The organism is Arthrobacter sp. PAMC25564, assembly GCF_004798705.1.
GTDB lineage: Bacteria > Actinomycetota > Actinomycetes > Actinomycetales > Micrococcaceae > Arthrobacter.
In genome coordinates, this window is sequence record NZ_CP039290.1 from 2,063,747 (window position 1) to 2,080,808 (window position 17,062).

At 63.0% G+C, this 17,062-nt stretch carries 28 protein-coding genes and 1 tRNA gene; 3 read left to right on the forward strand and 26 right to left on the reverse strand.

All coding sequences use genetic code 11. The features are described 5' to 3' along the window. Window positions 1-57: 57 nt before the first annotated feature. The 23 genes from E5206_RS09505 to E5206_RS19275 form a co-directional block, all read right to left on the reverse strand. Window positions 58-1,719: a DNA cytosine methyltransferase gene (locus tag E5206_RS09505; protein WP_240690084.1), complete on the reverse strand. Its 1,662-nt coding sequence runs from the start codon at window positions 1,717-1,719 to the stop codon at window positions 58-60. Beyond that, window positions 1,716-2,015 (reverse strand): hypothetical protein, encoded by a 300-nt coding sequence (locus tag E5206_RS09510; protein ID WP_136322277.1) that lies wholly within the window; start codon window positions 2,013-2,015, stop codon window positions 1,716-1,718. Before E5206_RS09510 ends, E5206_RS09505 begins: the two co-directional genes overlap by 4 nt. Next, complete coding sequence (locus E5206_RS19255; RefSeq protein ID WP_168709301.1) at window positions 2,012-2,149, reverse strand: hypothetical protein; 138 nt, start codon at window positions 2,147-2,149, stop codon at window positions 2,012-2,014. Before E5206_RS19255 ends, E5206_RS09510 begins: the two co-directional genes overlap by 4 nt. Before the next feature lie 44 nt (window positions 2,150-2,193). Beyond that, window positions 2,194-2,484 (reverse strand): glutaredoxin domain-containing protein, encoded by a 291-nt coding sequence (locus E5206_RS09515; RefSeq protein ID WP_136322278.1) that lies wholly within the window; start codon window positions 2,482-2,484, stop codon window positions 2,194-2,196. 125 nt (window positions 2,485-2,609) lie between these two features. Continuing rightward, on the reverse strand, window positions 2,610-2,843 hold the full coding sequence (locus E5206_RS09520) for a hypothetical protein (RefSeq protein ID WP_136322279.1): 234 nt from the start codon (window positions 2,841-2,843) through the stop codon (window positions 2,610-2,612). A 27-nt stretch (window positions 2,844-2,870) separates the two neighbouring features. Beyond that, window positions 2,871-3,401: a single-stranded DNA-binding protein gene (locus tag E5206_RS09525; protein WP_136322280.1), complete on the reverse strand. Its 531-nt coding sequence runs from the start codon at window positions 3,399-3,401 to the stop codon at window positions 2,871-2,873. Between the two features lie 2 nt (window positions 3,402-3,403). Continuing rightward, on the reverse strand, window positions 3,404-3,577 hold the full coding sequence (locus E5206_RS19260; protein WP_168709302.1) for a hypothetical protein: 174 nt from the start codon (window positions 3,575-3,577) through the stop codon (window positions 3,404-3,406). After that, window positions 3,574-4,170 (reverse strand): hypothetical protein, encoded by a 597-nt coding sequence (locus E5206_RS09530; RefSeq protein ID WP_136322281.1) that lies wholly within the window; start codon window positions 4,168-4,170, stop codon window positions 3,574-3,576. The genes E5206_RS19260 and E5206_RS09530 overlap by 4 nt, the downstream gene beginning before the upstream one ends. 2 nt (window positions 4,171-4,172) lie before the next feature. After that, window positions 4,173-5,006 carry a PD-(D/E)XK nuclease-like domain-containing protein gene (locus E5206_RS09535; protein ID WP_136322282.1) on the reverse strand — a complete coding sequence of 278 codons (834 nt, stop codon included), beginning with the start codon at window positions 5,004-5,006 and terminating at the stop codon, window positions 4,173-4,175. A 174-nt stretch (window positions 5,007-5,180) separates the two neighbouring features. After that, the gene (locus tag E5206_RS09540) at window positions 5,181-5,420 is read right to left on the reverse strand and encodes a hypothetical protein (protein WP_136322283.1); all 240 of its coding nucleotides are present in this window, start codon (window positions 5,418-5,420) and stop codon (window positions 5,181-5,183) included. Between the two features lie 202 nt (window positions 5,421-5,622). Continuing rightward, window positions 5,623-5,874: a hypothetical protein gene (locus tag E5206_RS09545; RefSeq protein WP_136322284.1), complete on the reverse strand. Its 252-nt coding sequence runs from the start codon at window positions 5,872-5,874 to the stop codon at window positions 5,623-5,625. 166 nt (window positions 5,875-6,040) lie between these two features. Further along, complete coding sequence (locus E5206_RS09550; RefSeq protein WP_136322285.1) at window positions 6,041-6,277, reverse strand: hypothetical protein; 237 nt, start codon at window positions 6,275-6,277, stop codon at window positions 6,041-6,043. 155 nt (window positions 6,278-6,432) lie between these two features. Continuing rightward, window positions 6,433-6,627, reverse strand: a complete 195-nt coding sequence (locus E5206_RS09555) for a hypothetical protein (RefSeq protein WP_136322286.1) — start codon at window positions 6,625-6,627, stop codon at window positions 6,433-6,435. Continuing rightward, the gene (locus E5206_RS19735) at window positions 6,624-6,752 is read right to left on the reverse strand and encodes a hypothetical protein (RefSeq protein WP_276605959.1); all 129 of its coding nucleotides are present in this window, start codon (window positions 6,750-6,752) and stop codon (window positions 6,624-6,626) included. The genes E5206_RS09555 and E5206_RS19735 overlap by 4 nt, the downstream gene beginning before the upstream one ends. Beyond that, window positions 6,749-7,231, reverse strand: coding sequence for a hypothetical protein (locus E5206_RS09560; protein WP_136322287.1), 483 nt, complete (start codon window positions 7,229-7,231; stop codon window positions 6,749-6,751). Before E5206_RS09560 ends, E5206_RS19735 begins: the two co-directional genes overlap by 4 nt. Then, complete coding sequence (locus E5206_RS19265; protein ID WP_168709303.1) at window positions 7,228-7,383, reverse strand: hypothetical protein; 156 nt, start codon at window positions 7,381-7,383, stop codon at window positions 7,228-7,230. The genes E5206_RS09560 and E5206_RS19265 overlap by 4 nt, the downstream gene beginning before the upstream one ends. A gap of 354 nt (window positions 7,384-7,737) precedes the next feature. Next, window positions 7,738-8,022, reverse strand: a complete 285-nt coding sequence (locus tag E5206_RS09565) for a hypothetical protein (RefSeq protein ID WP_136322288.1) — start codon at window positions 8,020-8,022, stop codon at window positions 7,738-7,740. Next, the gene (locus E5206_RS19270; protein WP_168709304.1) at window positions 8,019-8,174 is read right to left on the reverse strand and encodes a hypothetical protein; all 156 of its coding nucleotides are present in this window, start codon (window positions 8,172-8,174) and stop codon (window positions 8,019-8,021) included. The genes E5206_RS09565 and E5206_RS19270 overlap by 4 nt, the downstream gene beginning before the upstream one ends. Then, window positions 8,171-8,446, reverse strand: a complete 276-nt coding sequence (locus E5206_RS09570) for a hypothetical protein (protein ID WP_168709305.1) — start codon at window positions 8,444-8,446, stop codon at window positions 8,171-8,173. Before E5206_RS09570 ends, E5206_RS19270 begins: the two co-directional genes overlap by 4 nt. A gap of 94 nt (window positions 8,447-8,540) precedes the next feature. Continuing rightward, entirely contained in the window at window positions 8,541-8,813 is a 273-nt protein-coding gene (locus tag E5206_RS09575; RefSeq protein WP_136322290.1) for a hypothetical protein, read from the reverse strand. Between the two features lie 117 nt (window positions 8,814-8,930). After that, on the reverse strand, window positions 8,931-9,125 hold the full coding sequence (locus tag E5206_RS09580) for a helix-turn-helix domain-containing protein (RefSeq protein WP_136322291.1): 195 nt from the start codon (window positions 9,123-9,125) through the stop codon (window positions 8,931-8,933). Further along, window positions 9,125-9,871: a phage antirepressor N-terminal domain-containing protein gene (locus E5206_RS09585; protein ID WP_205760032.1), complete on the reverse strand. Its 747-nt coding sequence runs from the start codon at window positions 9,869-9,871 to the stop codon at window positions 9,125-9,127. The genes E5206_RS09580 and E5206_RS09585 overlap by 1 nt, the downstream gene beginning before the upstream one ends. 112 nt (window positions 9,872-9,983) lie before the next feature. Continuing rightward, window positions 9,984-10,103: a hypothetical protein gene (locus E5206_RS19275; protein WP_168709306.1), complete on the reverse strand. Its 120-nt coding sequence runs from the start codon at window positions 10,101-10,103 to the stop codon at window positions 9,984-9,986. 301 nt (window positions 10,104-10,404) lie between these two features. On the opposite strand from E5206_RS19275, the gene E5206_RS09595 reads away from it, so the two are divergent. Further along, the gene (locus E5206_RS09595; protein WP_136322294.1) at window positions 10,405-10,875 is read left to right on the forward strand and encodes a hypothetical protein; all 471 of its coding nucleotides are present in this window, start codon (window positions 10,405-10,407) and stop codon (window positions 10,873-10,875) included. A 488-nt stretch (window positions 10,876-11,363) separates the two neighbouring features. Further along, the gene (locus E5206_RS09605) at window positions 11,364-12,425 is read left to right on the forward strand and encodes a tyrosine-type recombinase/integrase (RefSeq protein ID WP_168709308.1); all 1,062 of its coding nucleotides are present in this window, start codon (window positions 11,364-11,366) and stop codon (window positions 12,423-12,425) included. 118 nt (window positions 12,426-12,543) lie between these two features. On the opposite strand, the gene E5206_RS09610 is transcribed toward E5206_RS09605, so the two are convergent. The 3 genes from E5206_RS09610 to E5206_RS09620 form a co-directional block, all read right to left on the reverse strand. Further along, a tRNA-Lys gene (locus E5206_RS09610) sits at window positions 12,544-12,616 on the reverse strand. A 64-nt stretch (window positions 12,617-12,680) separates the two neighbouring features. Then, window positions 12,681-13,784: a PQQ-dependent sugar dehydrogenase gene (locus tag E5206_RS09615; protein ID WP_240690087.1), complete on the reverse strand. Its 1,104-nt coding sequence runs from the start codon at window positions 13,782-13,784 to the stop codon at window positions 12,681-12,683. 155 nt (window positions 13,785-13,939) lie between these two features. Continuing rightward, on the reverse strand, window positions 13,940-14,857 hold the full coding sequence (locus tag E5206_RS09620; protein ID WP_136322298.1) for a hypothetical protein: 918 nt from the start codon (window positions 14,855-14,857) through the stop codon (window positions 13,940-13,942). Window positions 14,858-15,258: 401 nt separating this feature from the next. On the opposite strand from E5206_RS09620, the gene ilvD reads away from it, so the two are divergent. After that, a complete protein-coding gene (gene ilvD, locus E5206_RS09625) occupies window positions 15,259-16,980 on the forward strand; it encodes a dihydroxy-acid dehydratase (RefSeq protein ID WP_136322299.1) in 1,722 nt (573 codons plus the stop codon). The last annotated feature ends 82 nt before the right edge of the window (window positions 16,981-17,062 follow it).

Here is a 17,062-nt window from a genome sequence, read left to right on the forward strand (position 1 = left end):
GGTTCGGTGTGGAGGTCCGGCCGATCAGGCTTTCGCCCGACGAGCCATAGGCCGCGCTCAGGCCGCCACCAGTGACCCTGCGTCGGATAGCGATAGTGCTGCGACGATGAACAGGTCCCGTGCGGCTGGCGGGGTTACCGCGTTGCCGGCTTGCTTGACCTGTTCGCGCTTGTTGCCGGTCATGATGTAGCTCTTCGGGAAGGCCATGCCCGCACTGATCTCGTAGGGTTCGAGCATCCGGAACTCGCAATCCTCAATTTCCGGCACGGTCCACTCGGTGACGGCGTGGTGCTGGCCGCCTGCGCTGAATGTTCCGAACGGGTCCGTGGTTGGCGCATTTGATGCGGCCAGGTGCTCGGGGGAGGTGCCGCGCATGGTGGTGATCATGGCGAACCGATCGGTGGTGCTGATCGTTGGGATGGCCTTGGACACCGGGTGCATCTGGCCGTTGCCGTAGTACTCCATGAGCAGACGGCTGCCCGGCGTCGCGATAAGCGACTGGTGGCCAGCCGTCGTGATGGTCCCCAGCGGCTCCGTGGCAGGCTTGGACATCTCAGCGCCACTGCCGCGGCTCGAGTTGTTCCGCATGATCAGCGGCAGTGCGAGCAGCCCAGTTTCGTTCCGGGTCGTCTGCGTCCGCATGGGATCACTTGCAAGCTGTGCCTGCTTCCCTTCCCGGCCTTCCACCGGCACGAGCAGTGACCGTGTGTAGCTGGTCGTCTGGGTCTGGAACGGCTCGGCGTGTACGGGGCTGATGATCTCGGCGCCGCGGACGGCATCGATGCTTACTGCTTTGCCGTGGTAGCGCTTGAGTCCGGCCGCGATCCTGGCCATGGTCTTGGGTACGAGCGGCTTGGTGCGGTCGCCGATGCGCTGGCCGCGCAGTTTCCAATCGATCGCGGAAGCGGCAGGCAGCCAGCCCGGTTCGATGATCGCGTTCTTGCAGCGCGTGTTGGGGCAGCGGTAGACGTACTGCGCCTTGTAGCGGCCCCAACGGTAGTTCGGGTTCTTCCATGACTGGACGCAGCGCACCGTCTCGTCGCACGTCCCGCAATGCGCCAGGGGCATGAGCAGGTCAAAGTTTGGCCGGCGGTTTCCCTTGAGCCAGAACATCACGTACATGCGATCCCTCGACTGGGGCGCGGGGAGTCCGCCAAGCTGGGCGTGCATCGAGTTCATGTAGACGATGTGGTGCTCGTATCCGAGCGCGTCCATGGCCATCAGCCAGGCGTCGAACATGACCCACTTGGCGGCGTCCACTACGTTCTCGGTGATGATGAGCTTGTACTTGTGCCATTCGGCGAAGCGGGGCACGTCCCACATGGTGGCGCGGGATCGGTCGGCTGCCTCGTCCGCGATGGAGTCGCCGAACAGGTCGTGCTGGTTGGTGACGCGCTTCTTGCCCTTAGCGACCGAGTGGTTGGTGCACTCGGGGGATGCCCAGAGAATGTCCGAGGTGGCGATGTAGCGCGGGTCCGTGATCTGAATGTCCGCACAGACGTGCTCCGTCTCAGGGTGGTTGGCGTTGTGCGTCTCGATGGCCCGGGCCCAGTGGTTCATGGCCGTCTTGATCGTCACGCCGGGGACTTCCAGCGCGCCGGTGGAGGATCCGCCGGCGCCGCAGAACATGTCCGTGGCGGTCAGCTCGTTATTGGCCTGCTGCATGAACAGCAGCAGGTCGTCCAGGACGCTCTGGCGCTCAAGTAGTGCGGTGCTCACGTGATGTTCCTTCCGGGCGTGTGGTGGTATCCGCGTGGCGGCATTGGTGTGGCGGGTGCTTCGATGACGATGACTTGTCTGGCGCCGTGTGCGCCGGGGAAGTCGCGGCCTGGTGCGAGGTAGCCTTTGCCGGGCCCGGTGATGTGGGCGCGGTGGCGTAGGGCTACGGCGTTGAGGTCGTTGACGGCATCGGTGAGGAGTTCCTCGCACTCATCAATGGTCGTGACGGGCGCGCCGATGACGGGCCAGAACGCTTGGATTGTGTGGGTTGGGGCGGGCTTCTTGCGCTTGCTCATCGTCGGTCTCTCTTCTCGCGCATCACGTTGAAGATGGCTTGGTCCTGTGTGGGGTTGCGGTAGGTCTGGCGCGACTTGTCGTCAGCGTCGTCCGCGATCCGGGCGGTCACGTGGTGGTCGCAGTTGCTGTTCATGCAGCCGAACTGGGATCGGCAGAGAAAGCAGCAGACGTCTGGCCTCACGCGACGTCCGCCCGTTCCGTGATGTTGGCCTTGATGAGGTCCGGATTGAATCCTGACCAGTGCTCGTCCCCGTCGATGGTGGAGACGTAGACGACGGGGGCCTGCATGTAGTCGAGTGCCTTGATGAACTTCAGGGCGGTCTCGTCCTGGCTGACATCGACCTTGGTGTAGTAGATTCCGGCGCGGTCGAGCATCCGGAATGTTTGGGTGCACTGGACGCAATCTGGCTTCGTATAGACGACCGTGGCGACACCCTCGCGGGCTTGGATTTCGTGGGCGTGGGTCATGGTTTCCTCTCAGATGCGGCGCCAGTAGTAGTAGGAGGAGCAATATTCCTACTACTACTGGCGTGCGCGGGCATGAAAAAGGCCGCTCGGTGGCGGCCTTGGTGGGGGTAGGTAGTGCGGGTGGGCTACTTCAGTGCGCGGCCGAGTGGTCCCTTGAGGATCAGTACGCGGACCGCGTAGATGGGCAGGACAAGCTGCCAGTACGTAAGCCCCAGTTCCGGGAACCATGCGGCGAAGAACCACCACACGATGAGAACGCGGATCCCGAGGCCCACGAGCGACCCGAACAACTGCCCGAAGGTATCCATGGTGGAGAGTTTCGGGCGGACAATTTCGGCCTTGATGTATGACTCTGACATTGGATCTCCTTGGTTCGTTTGGATTGACTAAAACGGTGGTTCGGAGTCGGGCCCGTTACCCCAGCCGCCGCCGTTGCCGGCGCCTTGCGGGGGCGTGGCCCATGGGTCTTCCTGTGCGGCGGGCTGATTGCCGCCCCAGTTGCCGCCGCCAGCGTTGCCACTCGATGCCTGGCCGCCGCCTTGGCCGCCGGAGCGCTGCGTCCGGTTCACCTTGGCGTTCGCGTACTTGAGGGACGGGCCGATCTCGTCAACTTCCAGTTCGATGACGGTACGCTTCTCGCCCTCCTTAGTTTCATAGGACCTGGACTTGAGGTGCCCGGACACGATGACGCGCATCCCCTTGGTTAGCGATTCGGCGACGTTCTCCGCAGCCTCACGCCAAACCGATGCCCGAAGGAACAGGGTTTCGCCGTCCTTGAACTCGTTGCTGTTCTTGTCGAACGTGCGCGGGGTGGACGCGATGGTGAAGTTGGCCACCGCGGATCCGGACGGCGTGAACCGCAACTCAGGATCGTTGGTTAGGTTGCCAATTACGGTCAAAGTCGTTTCGCCGGCCATGTTCAGTAGCTCGTTTCGTTGGTTGCGATGGTCTGGAGAACTTCAACCCATTGGGCTGCCAGTTCATGTGTGAAGTAGATGTAGTTGCCGCCGCCCATTCGGAGCATGACGCCGAAGTCCGCGATGGGGCTGGCGTGCACCCGCTCGATGGGGGTTGCGGTGATTGAGATGGTCATTCGCTGGTCTCCTGGTGGTTGTCTTCTCGTACTGCTGCAAGGATTTTCTGTGCATCCTCGGCGCTGATCTTGTTCGGGTGGCCCCATGTAGTGCCTATGACTTGCCCTGCCGTGGCGAGCATCTGCTTACTGTCACCGTCGTAACCGGCGGCAGTTAGTGCGTTGGTGATTGCTTGCCATTGAGCCCGCCACGGCTCGGTAGATGGTTCGGCCAGGACAGCCACAGTGTGCTGCTTTACCTTCTTCTGGCTGATGCGGACAGGGATGGTGAACGGGGCATCAATGTGGGACATTGCGATGACCTCTACGCCGCCTACCTTTTCGCCCGCGTAGATCACTTCGGGGTTGTTGACCAGCTTCACGGACCGCCCAACCCATGCATCCGACTCGACGCCCCACCCGTTAGCGATGATGCGGAGCATTCCCTTTGACGGTTTCCACGGTCGCCCGTCCATGCCGACAAGGTCGACAATGACTGGCTTGACTGCATCACCTTTGCGCACGGCAGCGATGGTTGCGACGATGGGTGCGCCGGTTAGGTCCGAGGCGTTGAGTTGGTCCGATTTGGCTACAAGAGCCTTTGAGATGTCCATGACTAGAACACGATCTCCGTTTCTGTGTTGAGCCCAAGCAATTCCTCGGCTCGGTAGATGGCCCACATGGGCAGGCTGATGAGGTCGGCGTTCGGGTAGCCAGGCCAAGTGCCGGACTCGACGCATTCCCGGTAGATCCGTTTTGCCCGGTCATTGAGTCCGCGGCCGATATCGATGGCTTCCCAGTCGAGTTCCACCACGGACACGAGATATGGCGCCGTCTTCTCAACCAGCACGAAGTGGAATGGCAGTTCTTCGCCGGTTGCCGCTTTGACGCCGTCGATGTAGTGGGCCGCTGACTGGTGATAGCCGAAGTTGTGGGCGGTCTTGCCGAACTCGTTTGGGTCGGCGTTGATCGTCGTCTTGAGGTCCACCAGCACGCCGGGCTGCCATGCGTCCGGGCGGCACTTGAGCATGAGCCCGTCTTCCTCCCAGAACACGGACTGTTCGGCACGGTGCCCGGTGAATGCGGCCCGTGCGAGCGGGTGCGCCATGACTGCATCGCGCATAGCCTCAATGCCTGCCCACTCTTTCGGCGTGATCGGGATTAGCCCCTTCGCCTTCGCTTCGTTCGCCGGGATCTTCCACTTGTTGCCCAGCTTGTCCGGGACGTCGATCACTTCGTGCAGTGAGGTGTCGCCTTCGAGGATGAGGCTGTGCGCGAGTGTCCCGATGTCGTATGCGTCCTTGTGCACCGGATTGTCGCGCTCCCATTTCCAGTGTGCGGGCGTCCGTGTGGCAAGCGTCTTGAGGCTGGTTGATCCGAGCGCCGGGTCTGCGTGGTAGTCCTTGTTCGATAGGAGATCGAAGATGCCTAGGCCTGGTGTGTAGCTCATTTGCTCCCCCTAAATGGGCAATAAAAAACCGCCTAGCTGGCGGTGTCGCATTCGCAGGTTTCCCCGCGGAGTAGTTGTTCTATTTCGTTGAGGCACCATGCCCCGTTGCCTTTTTGTAGGCTGATCTGGTGCAGCGCCATCAGGTTCCGCCGCTCAGCCTCACACTCAGGCATGTCAGTACCATGCCTTTCGTTCGGCTTGGGTCATGAACGGGTTGTATTCCTTGTACAGTCCGCCGTGGTAGGCGCTGGAGTCGCCCGCCAAGTTCCCGGCCTGCCATGCGGACATGAGTGCGTTTTGCATCCACTCCGGAGTCCATGCGGCATGTCCGTCTTCGATGGCGTCAATAGCGGCCTTGATGGCATCCGTGGTCACAAACTCGGGCAGGTTTGGGTCAGGCTTCGTCTCGCTCATCCGTGTTCGTTCCTTTCGTAGTCGTCGGCCAGCCCATGCTCCGGGGTGTCTGGCGTGAAGAAGTCGAACTGCTCACCTATGGCAGCGCACTTTTCGCAGTACCAGACATCATCACTACAGTTCGCAGAATTCCAGGGGTTTGAAAATGATCCGTGAATGGTGGCTGGAACGGGCGCCTTGTGGAGGTTTGAGACACAGCCGCTCATCCTTCACCCCGCACAGTTGTGGCGCGGGCGCGGAGCCATGCGCCCACAAAGATCGGCTGGTCACCCAGTACCGTGTCCGCCGCCTCTTCCAATGCCTCCGCCTTGGCTTCAGCGACTGGTCCGAACCCGGCAGCGGTCAGGGCTCGTGCGATGCTGGCCGCCTGAGTCTCGTAGGGCAGCGTGTCGCTGGGCATCTGGTATCCGCCCTTGGCGAGTTCCTTGCGGAGCACTTCCGTCATCCCGCTCATGCCGTCTTCCTTTCCCTGATCTGCCGCGCCTGAAGAGCGAAGGTGTGACACATCTGTTTGATCCATGGATCTGGTCCACGGAAAGCCCTTTGATGGTCACAGAATGCCTGGTATTCGCGGTTGAATGATCGCCGGATCGCTACCCGGTACGTGAGCCATGTGAACCTCACGCCCCCTCCGTTGCGGTGATCGCGGCGAGTGTTCCGCAAGGCCACGTCATGCCGTCGTCGTGTTCCCAGTCACACAGCGCACAACCAACCGGACTGCCGTCTTCCATGACGGGTACGTGCAACTCCCGCACCCGTTCCAGCGCGGCCTGCTGATCCCGCACCATGGCGAGGAGGGCGGGGATGTCCGTGCGGGCGTGGGCGATGAATGAAGCCAGTGCCTCAACTTCGGCCATCTCGGAAAAGTGGCCATCCGTCCAAGTGGAGAAATCAACTACCAAATTCCCATTTGGCGCAACAGCAAGGCACATAACACCCGCGTATGGCTCTAGTTCCCACGGCCCCTCAGTGGCGGCGTCTGCGCGTGCCTGGATCTGGGCTAGGCGGTCGGTCATTCCGTGCCCTCGTCGAGGATTTTCATGGCCGCTTCAGCAAGCCTGGAAATGAATGCGGCCCGGACGATTGGGGTACCTTCTGCAAACACCTTGACGACAGTCCCATCAGGCCCGATGCATCTCCGGGCGAGTTCGGCCATAGCTATTGCCATGCCGCCCGTTGCTACACCTTCGTTGCGTTTGTCGCTCATTTCTCGTTCTCCTGTTCGATAAGTTTCTTCACACCACTGATCGCATCCCTGCGCACCCGCCAGTTCTCTGCGGTTTCCGGGATCGCCTCGATACTGGCAAGGACCGTGGGCAGGGTGGCCGTCACGGGGTGGGCTCGCACAGGACGGTGGCGGGGAGGTCGATCTTTGTTGCTCCCTGCGCTCTTTGCTCGCCCGGAATCAACCAGAAGTCGAATTCGGGGCCGTCTTCGTCCGCGTATCTTTCGTAGACAATGCCAGCGTCTGAACGAATTACGGACTCTGCGGGCAGCGCGTCCAGCTCTTCGACGCTCTCGATGGTGCGGGGCTTGGAGGCTTCGAGCGCTTCCTCCGCTGCCAGCCGTGCGCTATGTGGCGTCAGTTTCCCCTTGCGCTGCAAGATCATGATGTACTGCTTGCCGTCGCTGGCTTTGACTTCCATCTCGACATAGTTGGGGGCGTCGTGTTCATCCAACGTGGAGCGCATGGCGTCCGCGATGAACAGTAGCGTCCTGGCGGTGTCTGGTCCGCCAGCGTGCATCTTGATTTCAAATCCGCTCGGCGTGCTGCCCATGCTGTCCAGCATCAGTTCGTCTCTGTCACTCATTTGTTCCCCCATGCGTAGTCGTTCGCTGCGGCCTGGATCTCGGCTTGGGCTGCGGAATCCATAGCGTCCTTGGCGGCGGCAACCTTGGCCTTGATGCGTCGGTGGGTCAGCAGCACCGTATCCGGGACCGGAGTTTGGGCGGTCGCGTTCATGTCGTCCTTCTTTCACTGGTGGCTAGTAGCAGTCGTAGGTTTGCGGTGATGCGGTGCGCGGCGCCAACGAGGATCCACGCGTCGTGCTCGGCAGGCTTCCCAGCGAGACTGGCGGCGCGGGATACAAGGGCCGTGTAGTTCGCTTCGGATGACGCAAGGGTGGCGGCTAGGACTTCGGGGTTCACTGGTGCCGCCTCTCTTTCCGTTGTATGTCGGCGTATTCGTCGGCCTCGCCCTGTGCGCGTGCGGCCAGGCATTCTCGGCACTCGTCACAGTCGCCGTCCTCGCAACGGTCAGGCTCGGGGTACGGGTCGCGGTTCTCGTAGGCGCGCTCGGCAGACGCGAAACCGGGGATCATGACTTCACCGGGCCAAGGATCGTGACCATATCGAGAGCACGGTGTTGGGCCCTGCAAATTCTGCAGTATCCGTAGAAGTTGGCCCGAACCGCAGCGACGAATCCCGGACAGGCGGCGATAGTTCCGGTGTCGTCGTCGCAGGCCTGGCAGTGCGATCGGACGTAGTGCGAGGCGGGTTCCTCCGTGTGCATGGGGTGGTTGCCATGCTGGGGCAAGTCGCACGGTACGGCTTCCATTTCGCCGACGAGTGTGGCGATGTCGAGGTCCAGTTCGGTGCTCATTTCCCCTCGCAATCGACGCACCCGGACCGCGGCCCGTGCATCAGGTGAAACTCTGCGTAGGCGTCGGCACGGTCAAGCCGGATAGCGCGGGGGATGTAGACAATCGCGCCGAAGATCGTGGCAGCCAGGACAAGGATGAAGAAACCATTCATGCGGATCTCCTTTCGGTGCGGCGCCACACTCGGATGACGCCGTTCTTGCGGGACTTAGTGGATGACTGCTGGTAGCCGATGGCCGTGATGTAGCCGGCGGCCCGGGCCGCGCTGAATGCCTGACCGGGCGCATTCGGGTGAGGTGGCCGACGCATCTCCCGGGCGAGATCATCCGCAGAGAAGATCTCGTGCGCCGCGGCCAGCCCAATGATGGTTGCCAGCGCATCCTCATGCCAGTCTTCGTGCGAGTCCTCCAACACGGCGGCCCTCATGCGCACATCACCGCGAATCGGGTCCGCATGGTGTGGGCGTCTGCGTTGTCCGCGGCGGCTTCCCGCATCAGCTGGTCATAGATGGGTGTGTCGTTCATGCGGCCACTGCCACTCGGCGGGCGGCTGCGGCTTCGTTGCGCCGCTGCTGGACGTTCTCAATGGCGATCTCGCCGGTTTCGTCCCAGTAGTGGAGGCAGTAGGCGAGCAACTGCTCCATCTCATCGGGCGTGTGGGTGAAGGTCTCGAAGCGGCGGGCGGCTTCCTTAGCGAAAATGCGGACTAAGCGACGGTCGGGGCGTGGCTTGTTTGCGGCGTCGTAGTGGTTGCGGACCTTGTTTTCCATGACAGCCAGGCTGATTTTGGGCATGACAAATAACTCCTTCTCCGAGGGACGAACGCAACGGGTGGGATGGTGCGGTGTTGGGGTTTGCCCTGAGTCGGGCGAGGTGGTGCGGGGTGCCGGCGCTTTGCGCTGCGGCTGGTGTTACTTGGTGGGCTGGGCTTTCAGCCACGCCGCGACGGCGTCTGGGTGGTAGCGGACGAGGCCACCGATCCGGACAAACTCGGGACCTTTGTTATTAGTGCGCCAGTTCGCGATTGTCCCGGCAGATACCTGCCATGCGCGAGCCAAATCATCGGGAGTCAACCACTGAACTTCGGGTTCCAGGGCGAGAGTCATCAGATAGCCTCCTGAAACATTGAAACCGAGTATTTATCGGCGTAGAACTCATTCCACACTTGGTCGAAAATCCAGCGGTCCCGTTCGGTATAGGAGTTGATGGACCTGATCCCGCCGTTGACCTCGTTGGCTGCTTTTTTCGGGGCTACACCGTAGTGGTCCTTGTAGACATTGGAGACGCGGCGACCGAACATTGAGCGAGTGCCGGCCATGTCCCTCTTGGGGACGCCGTTATCTTTCAGGTATTCCTCCGCGTAGAGCGGCATGTCGAGCGGGTCGATCTCTGGCTCCTCGCCCAGCGCCCTGGCGATGACGATGCGGGCCTTGGAGTCCAGGAACTTGGCGTCCATGATCGAGGGGCGGGCGAGGTTGATTAGCTCCAACTGGAACTTTGCCTTGCGCTGCATCTCGTCAAGCTGGGATTCAGTGGCCCGGGGGTTGATCGCGCCACCATCGTGGAAGTAGGCGTCCAGCGCGTCGGCCGCTTCGTTCTGGAATGCTTCGAGCAACAGGCGGGCTGCGGGCTTCACGCGGGAGGGCTCAATAGTTGCCAGCCACATTGTCATCGTGCGGCGGTCGATCATCAACCACTTCCGGGTCTGGGTGTCTCCCGGAACCTGCACGGTGTTCAACACCGTGCAGGCCCATGACTTGTTCAAAAGCTTCTTGCGCTGGCTGTCAGTGTCGATGCCTAGTGACTCGCAAACGTGGCGCAAGCTCACCAGAGGCTTGCCTTCATCGCTCATTGCGGTGAGGTTGGTTCCGTGGAACGGGATTTGGACTAAACTAGGCATTGGATTCCTTACTTGGATGTTGGTTTCTTCAGGCCCTCAGCTATTCGTGTAGCTGGGGGCTTTTTTATGCGGCGATGGGCTCGGAGATGCTGGATACGATCTCAAAGGCTTCGCCGATACCAAGCTGGTATGTGGTACAGATCGCCACGATGAAATCGGCCGATGGCTGTTCGCCAGCTTCCATTCGTCGGACTGTTGAGCGGCTGACACCCATGAGTCGCGCTTGGGACTCTTCGGAGGGGAGCCGGTGAATCTCTCGAAGGCGGGGAAGTAGGCCATCCCGCAACCTCAGTTTCTGGTGCATGTCCACCCTTTCGTGTTGTGTATTTGAAACGCCGTGTTCCAAGCATGGCACACGTTGATTCAGAATCACAACACTGTAATTCGAATTTGCAACACGAAAGGTTCAGTACTGGAACTGGGGTCGCCTAGAATCTGTAGCGTTTGAGCTTGCGTATGTGTCAAAAATGAAACATCATGAAGGCATGCAAACATCAATTTCAGAGTGGCTTGAGTCCAACACTGGCGAGTCCAAGCGGCAGATGGCCCTCCGTGTTGGTCAGACACCAAGTACTTTCAATCGCAACATTGACATGCCCGACGTCATCATTGCCGTCTGCCGAGCCTACGAGCTGAACCCCGTCGAGGCACTGGTTGAGGCGGGCATCATCACGGCAGATGACGTGATGGACTTTGCCGAATCCACAGCGCTCGAAGCCGACTTGGAGAAGATCAGTACGGATTCGCTCACGGCGAGAATGCATGTCCAGATTGACGAGCTGGGGCGCAGAATCCAAGGGAACCGCCCAGTTCCTGGCCAGACGGCGATGTGGGACCTAGTTCCGGCTGACCCGGACTACTCCAACATGTCTGAGGCCGATGCTAAAGATTATGGTTTGGCTGCATTCAAGGGCGAGGACAATATTGGATTCGACGATCTACCGCATGAACCCTAGTGTTCTTGCGCACCAGATGGGGGTCCGGGTGCGGACGGCACCAACGCCTCACGGTTGGTGGGGCGCGTTTGACGTTAAAAAGCGGCTGGTGACTCTTCGCCCGGGTCTTGGCCTGATCCAGTGGTCTTGCACGCTCATGCATGAGCTAGGGCATGCCCACTATGGTCACACTGGCGTGACTGGCAAGCAGGAGCTGCTAGCGAACCGATGGGCTGCGCACCGACTCCTCGACTTTCAATCAGTACTGGACGCGGCCGGCACGGAACAGCACACACATGCAGTCGCGGCGTCGCTCGGAGTCCTGCCGAGCGTGCTGAAGACCTACATGATGACATTGACGCGGGCCGAACTGGGTCGGATCAGGGACGTGGCCGCATCGAGGGTAGCGTAGTTGACAACATGGAGGAAGGAATAGTATGCGAGGTAGAGCCCCGCTGCCGATTGGCACGAGCGGTCAGGTTTCCTACTCGGGCCCGAAGGGCAAGGTGGTGGCCCTGACCCGCTTCCGCGACTTTGATGGCGTGACCCGCCGCGTGTCCGCGCAGGGCACGTCTCGCGCCGCCGCGGATGCCGCATTGAAAGAGAAGCTGAAGGCGCGGACGCACTTGGGTGGCTTGGAATTGACCAGGGACTCTACGATCAAGGAGTTGTCCGAGCGCTGGCTCCCTACCCTTACGCAGTCCCAGGCGACGCAGGACTCCTACCGCCAAAAAGTTGACCGCTACATCCTTCCCGCGATGGGCGCGTGGCGCTTGTGGGAGGCCACGACGGGGCGATGTGAGGCATTTCTGAGGACGCTGCAGGCTACTGCACCATCCATGGCTTCACAGAGCCGCGTGGTGCTTTCACTTATGATGGGCCTCGCTGTCCGCTACGACATCATCGGCACGAATCCGGTGCGGGAAGTCATGATGCCGACGGTTGAAAAGCGTCAAGTGTCCGCTTTGTCTGTCGAACAGGTCCAAGACCTTCGCCGGCACATCGATAAGTGGGCGGGGCAGAAGCCGGGGCGGGCTTCCACTTTGGACGCGATGGATATGTTTCTGGCGACCGGACTGCGTCCGGGGGAGTTGCTGTCGTTGCAGTTCTCGGACGTTGATTTCAGGATGGGCACGATTGCAGTCACGGGGACTGTGAAGCGGGATTCCGTGCACGGTTTGCACCGGCAGGCCTCTCCTAAGTCCGAGTCAGGCAAGCGCGTTCTCACGCTGCCTCTGTTCGGTCTGGAGCTGTTGAGGCGCAGGAAAGCGGGTGCCGCTGGTGACCTGGTGTTCCCTAACCGGAACGGCGAGCCGATGGAGCCGGCAAACTTCCGGAGGTTGTGGCGCGAGGCGAGGGGCAAGCAATGGGAGGGTGTCAAGCCTTCTTCGTTCCGCAAAGCGGTCGCCACGCTGATTGAGCGCGAGTCTGGCTCTCTCATTGCCTCCCGGCAGCTTGGGCACAGCTCGGATGCCATCACGAAGAAGCACTACATTGAGCGGAACCGGAACGCGCCGGACTCGTCGCTGATTCTGGAGCAATTGAATAGCCGGGTCACACTGGTCCACTAAGCGCCCGGATATGTCATCGTTCAAACGACGACTAAACGACGAGTAGCCCTGTTTTTGGGCAAATAAAAAAACCGCTCCAACGCCGACTTTCGCCAGTGTTGGAGCGGTTTTTCGTTTGTGCACCCCCCGGGACTCGAACCCGGAACCCATTGATTAAGAGTCAATTGCTCTGCCAGTTGAGCTAGAGGTGCATCTGTTGTTTCGTTCACTCGGGCTTTTTGTTTCCCTCGTTGTTCTCCGCAACGACATGAAACTCTACACGAGTTTCGACGTTGTGTGAAATCGGGTGCTGGTGGGGCGGCCGGCGTGGCCCGGGAGATCCAGAATCAGCACGAAATCAGGGTTTTGGTTGTTGCTCAGGAGCCAGAGGCGGCCGTCCGGAGCCAGCGACACGTCCCGGATACGGCCATAGGATCCTGTGAAATAACTCACAGGATCGCCGGCGGTTTCCCCGTTCAAGGGGACAGCCCAGAGCCGCTGTCCGCGCAGGGCGCCGAGGTAGGCCGTGCCATCCGCGATCTCCAGCCCGCTGGGGGAGGAGTCCGCCGTCGACGGCCACACCACTTTGGCGTCCAGGAAGCCCGGGCGGTGCGGGGCGCCGGTCACCTCCGGCCAGCCGTAGTTGCCGCCGGCCACGATCAGGTTCAGTTCGTCATCGACGTCGGGGCCGAATTCGCTCGCCCAGAGCCGGCCGGCGCCGTCCCAGGCGAGGCCCTGGACGTTCCGGTGTCCGAGGCTGTACACGGGGTTGTCGCCGAACGGGTTCCCGGGCGCAGGCCGGCCGTCAGGGGTGAGGCGGAGGATCTTGCCGCCGAGGGCCGCCCGGTCCTGTGGCTGTTCACGACGCTGCGCGTCCCCGGTGCCCACGTAAAGGTACCCGTCCGGCCCGAACCGGATCCTTCCGCCGTTGTGCGTGGAGGCCTTCGGGATCCCGGTGAAGATGACGTGCGGGACGCCCAGCTTCCACTGGCCGGCGCTCCCGTCCAGCCGGAGGCGGGCGATCCTGTTGTCACCCTGGGCGGTGAAATAGGCGTAAAGGTTCCGGTCCGTCTCGAAGTCCGGTGACAGCGCCAGTCCCAGCAGGCCGCCTTCGCCGCCGGGCACGACGCCGGGCACCTGGCCGATCGTGCCGGCCTGCCCGCCGCTGGCCGCCGCGCTGTCCACCCACTTGAGCAGGGCGCTGTCGCGCTCGGAAATGACGGCTGTGCCGTCCGGCAGGAAGACCGTTGACCAGGGCAGCTGCAGTCCGGCGTCGATCCGGCCGGAGACCACGGGCGCTGCCGGGCCGGCTGCCCCGCTGCCGGTTCCGCCGCTGGGGGTGGCGCCGCCGCCGGCGGTGCAGGCCGTGAGCGCCAGCATCGTGGCAACCACTGCCGCGACCCAGCCAGGCGCCCGGCGGGACGCCCGTGGGCACGACATAGGGCGGGGCGCGGGTATTCCCGCCCGCCCCGCCCTCATCTTCGGGTCCATTGTGCCGTGGTTTTTGCCGTTGGCCAGTCAGCCGGCGTCGGGGCTTACTGCCGCGTCCGGCGCGGCGGCCGGAAGCCGGCTGCCTCGGCATGCGCCGGTGAAAGGAACCAGACCTCCGCGCGGGTTTCCGCATAGGAAGGGCTGGTCTCGTCGTGGTAGATCATCGAGGAGGCGTTGCCCTTGACAGTGAAACCCTCCGGCCCGCTGCCGTCGGCCGCCGGTGCCGCCGAGCCCTCGCCATACGGCTGCTCCAGGGCGAGGTGCCCTGACGGTTCGGCCAAGTGGCCCGCCGGGGTTTCCGACGCCGCCGAGGATGCCGCGGCCTGTAGCGTCTCGGCCTCAGCCGGAGGTACCCCCGGGACCTCGGTCGCCACCGCAGGAGGAACGGCTGCCTCGGGAGGGGCGGGCGTGGTTGCCGGGGCTACGTCCCCGGCGCCCGCCGTGTCGCTGGCTTCCGCCGCGGCCGTTTCCGCCCCGGGCAGGGTCGGGGAATGGGGTTCGGTGTATTCAGGGTGGTGTACCGGCAGGCCCGCGGCCGCCTGCACCCCCGCCGCAGACGGTGCCCCGGTCTCCGGGGCCGCCTCAGCGGCGTGTGCACCGCGTGCCGGGTCATGATGCGCGGCGGCCTGCGGCTCGGGCGGCGGAGTCTCGGACCACTGGGTTTCCCACTCGGCGCCCTCCGCAGCGCCGGCGGACGGCTCAGGGGAGGTGGCTGTCTCCGGCGGAACCGGCGGAACCGGCGCAGCAGGAACGGTGGCAGCCGCGGCTGCCGGCGCAGCGGAGGTCCCGGTGCCGGACGGGGCCTGGGTGCGGGGCCCGCTGGGGGAGGCCAGCGGGGCTGCGGACTTGCTTGTCCCCGCCGTGGCCGAGGAGCCCGCACCGCCGCGGGAGTTGCGCTTGAGAAGCCACCAGACAACGGCGACGATCACCACGATGACGATGAGCCAGATGATCCAATCCATAGCAGAGCCTTTCTGTCCATGAGGCAAGGTTGCCGTTGCTTGACGTTACGTCCGTGTCAAGCGGGCTGTCCAGCCTCCCCGGGCGCCTGGCCGAACCCCGTCGACGCCGACACCGGAAGGCCGCGGGAAGTGCAGGAGTAGCCAAGGAGGCCGACCGTGCCGTGTCCGGGAGAGGACCCAGGCGGTGCTGGGGGCGAGCGGGAAAGAGCGCGCAGCCGGCTGCCCGCGTCCAGGTGCCAGGCTTCGGGGAACGTCACGGTGCCACCAATAAGGGCGGAAAGAATCACCGGTTCCATCAGCTGAGACGAGAGTCCACTATTTGATCGAAATATTCCCGGTTTTCGGCTTAACGCTCCACTCCGGGTCGTTGGTGCCCATCTTTGCGCCATAGACTTTGAGCCATGAGTCAGGACACCCAAACAGCAACAGACACCAAGCCGGACATCAAGCCCCGGAGCCGGGTCGTTACCGATGGAATCCACGCCGCCCCCGCGCGCGGCATGTTCCGGGCGGTCGGCATGGGCGACGACGACTTCGCCAAGCCCCAGATCGGCGTCGCGAGCTCGTGGAACGAGATCACTCCCTGCAACCTTTCGTTGAACCGCCTCGCCCAGGGCGCCAAGGAAGGCGTCTTCTCCGGCGGCGGTTTCCCGATGCAGTTCGGCACCATCTCCGTTTCCGACGGCATTTCCATGGGCCATGAGGGCATGCACTTCTCGCTGGTATCCCGCGAGGTCATCGCCGACTCGGTGGAGACCGTCATGCAGGCCGAGCGGATCGACGGCTCGGTGCTGCTGGCCGGCTGCGACAAGTCGCTGCCCGGCATGCTGATGGCGGCCGCCCGGCTGGACCTCGCCGCGGTCTTTTTGTACGCCGGCTCGATCATGCCCGGCTGGGTCAAACTCGAGGACGGCTCCGAAAAGGAAGTCACCCTGATCGACGCCTTCGAGGCCGTCGGCGCCTGCGCCGCGGGCAAGATGAGCCGCGAGGACCTGGACCGCATCGAAAAGGCCATCTGCCCGGGTGAAGGCGCCTGCGGCGGCATGTACACCGCCAACACCATGGCCTGCATCGGCGAGGCCCTGGGCATGTCCCTCCCCGGCTCCGCGGCCCCGCCCTCCGCGGACCGCCGTCGCGACGTCTTTGCGCACAAGTCCGGCGAGGCCGTCGTGAACCTGCTCCGCCTTGGCATCACGGCCCGCGACATCATGACCAAGAAGGCATTCGAGAACGCCATCGCCGTCACGATGGCCTTCGGCGGCTCCACCAACGCCGTGCTGCACCTGCTCGCCATTGCCCGCGAAGCAGAGGTGGACCTGACGCTGTCCGACTTCAACCGCATCGGCGACAAGATCCCGCACCTGGGCGACCTGAAGCCGTTCGGCCGCTACGTCATGCACGACGTCGACAAGATCGGTGGCGTGCCGGTGATCATGAAGGCCCTGCTCGACGCCGGCCTGATCCATGGCGACTGCCTGACCGTGACCGGCAAGACCGTGGCCGAGAACCTCGCTTCGATCAACCCGCCGGATCCGGACGGCAAGGTGCTCCGCGCCATGGACAACCCCATCCACAAGACCGGCGGCATCACCATCCTGCATGGCACGATGGCCCCGGAAGGCGCCGTCGTCAAGAGTGCAGGCTTCGACGCCGACGTCTTCGAAGGCTCCGCCCGCGTGTTCGAACGTGAACAGGGTGCCCTGGATGCCCTCGACAAGGGCGAGATCAAGGCCGGCGACGTCGTCGTCATCCGCTACGAGGGCCCCAAGGGCGGGCCGGGCATGCGTGAGATGCTCGCCATCACCGGTGCGATCAAGGGTGCAGGCCTGGGCAAGGACGTGCTGCTGCTGACCGACGGACGGTTCTCCGGCGGAACCACCGGCCTGTGCATCGGCCACGTGGCACCGGAAGCTGTCGACGGCGGCCCAATTGCCTTCGTCAAGGACGGGGACCGGATCCGCGTGGACATCGCCGCCCGCACCTTCGACCTCCTGGTCGACGAGGCCGAGCTCGAGTCCCGCAAGGTCGGCTGGGAACCCCTGCCGGCCAAGTTCACCAAGGGCGTGCTCGCCAAGTACGCCAAGCTGGTCCACAGCGCCTCCACCGGCGCTTACTGCGGCTGAAACCCATGCAACGGCCTCCAGCGGTGACATCGCCGCTGGAGGCGGCAGGGCTAAATAGGGGCTGATCCGAGGGGCCCCGGAC

What these genes read in the sequence shown, in the direction of transcription:
- E5206_RS09510 (WP_136322277.1), bottom strand. Translation starts at nt 2,015, where the DNA reads ATGAGCAAGCGCAAGAAGCCCGCCCCAACCCACACAATCCAAGCGTTC.
- E5206_RS19255 (WP_168709301.1), bottom strand. Translation starts at nt 2,149, where the DNA reads ATGAACAGCAACTGCGACCACCACGTGACCGCCCGGATCGCGGACGAC.
- E5206_RS09515 (WP_136322278.1), bottom strand. Translation starts at nt 2,484, where the DNA reads ATGACCCACGCCCACGAAATCCAAGCCCGCGAGGGTGTCGCCACGGTC.
- E5206_RS09520 (WP_136322279.1), bottom strand. Translation starts at nt 2,843, where the DNA reads ATGTCAGAGTCATACATCAAGGCCGAAATTGTCCGCCCGAAACTCTCC.
- E5206_RS09525 (WP_136322280.1), bottom strand. Translation starts at nt 3,401, where the DNA reads ATGGCCGGCGAAACGACTTTGACCGTAATTGGCAACCTAACCAACGAT.
- E5206_RS19260 (WP_168709302.1), bottom strand. Translation starts at nt 3,577, where the DNA reads ATGACCATCTCAATCACCGCAACCCCCATCGAGCGGGTGCACGCCAGC.
- E5206_RS09530 (WP_136322281.1), bottom strand. Translation starts at nt 4,170, where the DNA reads ATGGACATCTCAAAGGCTCTTGTAGCCAAATCGGACCAACTCAACGCC.
- E5206_RS09535 (WP_136322282.1), bottom strand. Translation starts at nt 5,006, where the DNA reads ATGAGCTACACACCAGGCCTAGGCATCTTCGATCTCCTATCGAACAAG.
- E5206_RS09540 (WP_136322283.1), bottom strand. Translation starts at nt 5,420, where the DNA reads ATGAGCGAGACGAAGCCTGACCCAAACCTGCCCGAGTTTGTGACCACG.
- E5206_RS09545 (WP_136322284.1), bottom strand. Translation starts at nt 5,874, where the DNA reads ATGAGCGGGATGACGGAAGTGCTCCGCAAGGAACTCGCCAAGGGCGGA.
- E5206_RS09550 (WP_136322285.1), bottom strand. Translation starts at nt 6,277, where the DNA reads ATGGCCGAAGTTGAGGCACTGGCTTCATTCATCGCCCACGCCCGCACG.
- E5206_RS09555 (WP_136322286.1), bottom strand. Translation starts at nt 6,627, where the DNA reads ATGAGCGACAAACGCAACGAAGGTGTAGCAACGGGCGGCATGGCAATA.
- E5206_RS09560 (WP_136322287.1), bottom strand. Translation starts at nt 7,231, where the DNA reads ATGAGTGACAGAGACGAACTGATGCTGGACAGCATGGGCAGCACGCCG.
- E5206_RS19265 (WP_168709303.1), bottom strand. Translation starts at nt 7,383, where the DNA reads ATGAACGCGACCGCCCAAACTCCGGTCCCGGATACGGTGCTGCTGACC.
- E5206_RS09565 (WP_136322288.1), bottom strand. Translation starts at nt 8,022, where the DNA reads ATGAGCACCGAACTGGACCTCGACATCGCCACACTCGTCGGCGAAATG.
- E5206_RS19270 (WP_168709304.1), bottom strand. Translation starts at nt 8,174, where the DNA reads ATGAATGGTTTCTTCATCCTTGTCCTGGCTGCCACGATCTTCGGCGCG.
- E5206_RS09570 (WP_168709305.1), bottom strand. Translation starts at nt 8,446, where the DNA reads ATGAGGGCCGCCGTGTTGGAGGACTCGCACGAAGACTGGCATGAGGAT.
- E5206_RS09575 (WP_136322290.1), bottom strand. Translation starts at nt 8,813, where the DNA reads ATGCCCAAAATCAGCCTGGCTGTCATGGAAAACAAGGTCCGCAACCAC.
- E5206_RS09580 (WP_136322291.1), bottom strand. Translation starts at nt 9,125, where the DNA reads ATGACTCTCGCCCTGGAACCCGAAGTTCAGTGGTTGACTCCCGATGAT.
- E5206_RS09585 (WP_205760032.1), bottom strand. Translation starts at nt 9,871, where the DNA reads ATGAGCGATGAAGGCAAGCCTCTGGTGAGCTTGCGCCACGTTTGCGAG.
- E5206_RS19275 (WP_168709306.1), bottom strand. Translation starts at nt 10,103, where the DNA reads ATGGAAGCTGGCGAACAGCCATCGGCCGATTTCATCGTGGCGATCTGT.
- E5206_RS09595 (WP_136322294.1), top strand. Translation starts at nt 10,405, where the DNA reads ATGCAAACATCAATTTCAGAGTGGCTTGAGTCCAACACTGGCGAGTCC.
- E5206_RS09615 (WP_240690087.1), bottom strand. Translation starts at nt 13,784, where the DNA reads ATGCTGGCGCTCACGGCCTGCACCGCCGGCGGCGGCGCCACCCCCAGC.
- E5206_RS09620 (WP_136322298.1), bottom strand. Translation starts at nt 14,857, where the DNA reads ATGGATTGGATCATCTGGCTCATCGTCATCGTGGTGATCGTCGCCGTT.
- ilvD (WP_136322299.1), top strand. Translation starts at nt 15,259, where the DNA reads ATGAGTCAGGACACCCAAACAGCAACAGACACCAAGCCGGACATCAAG.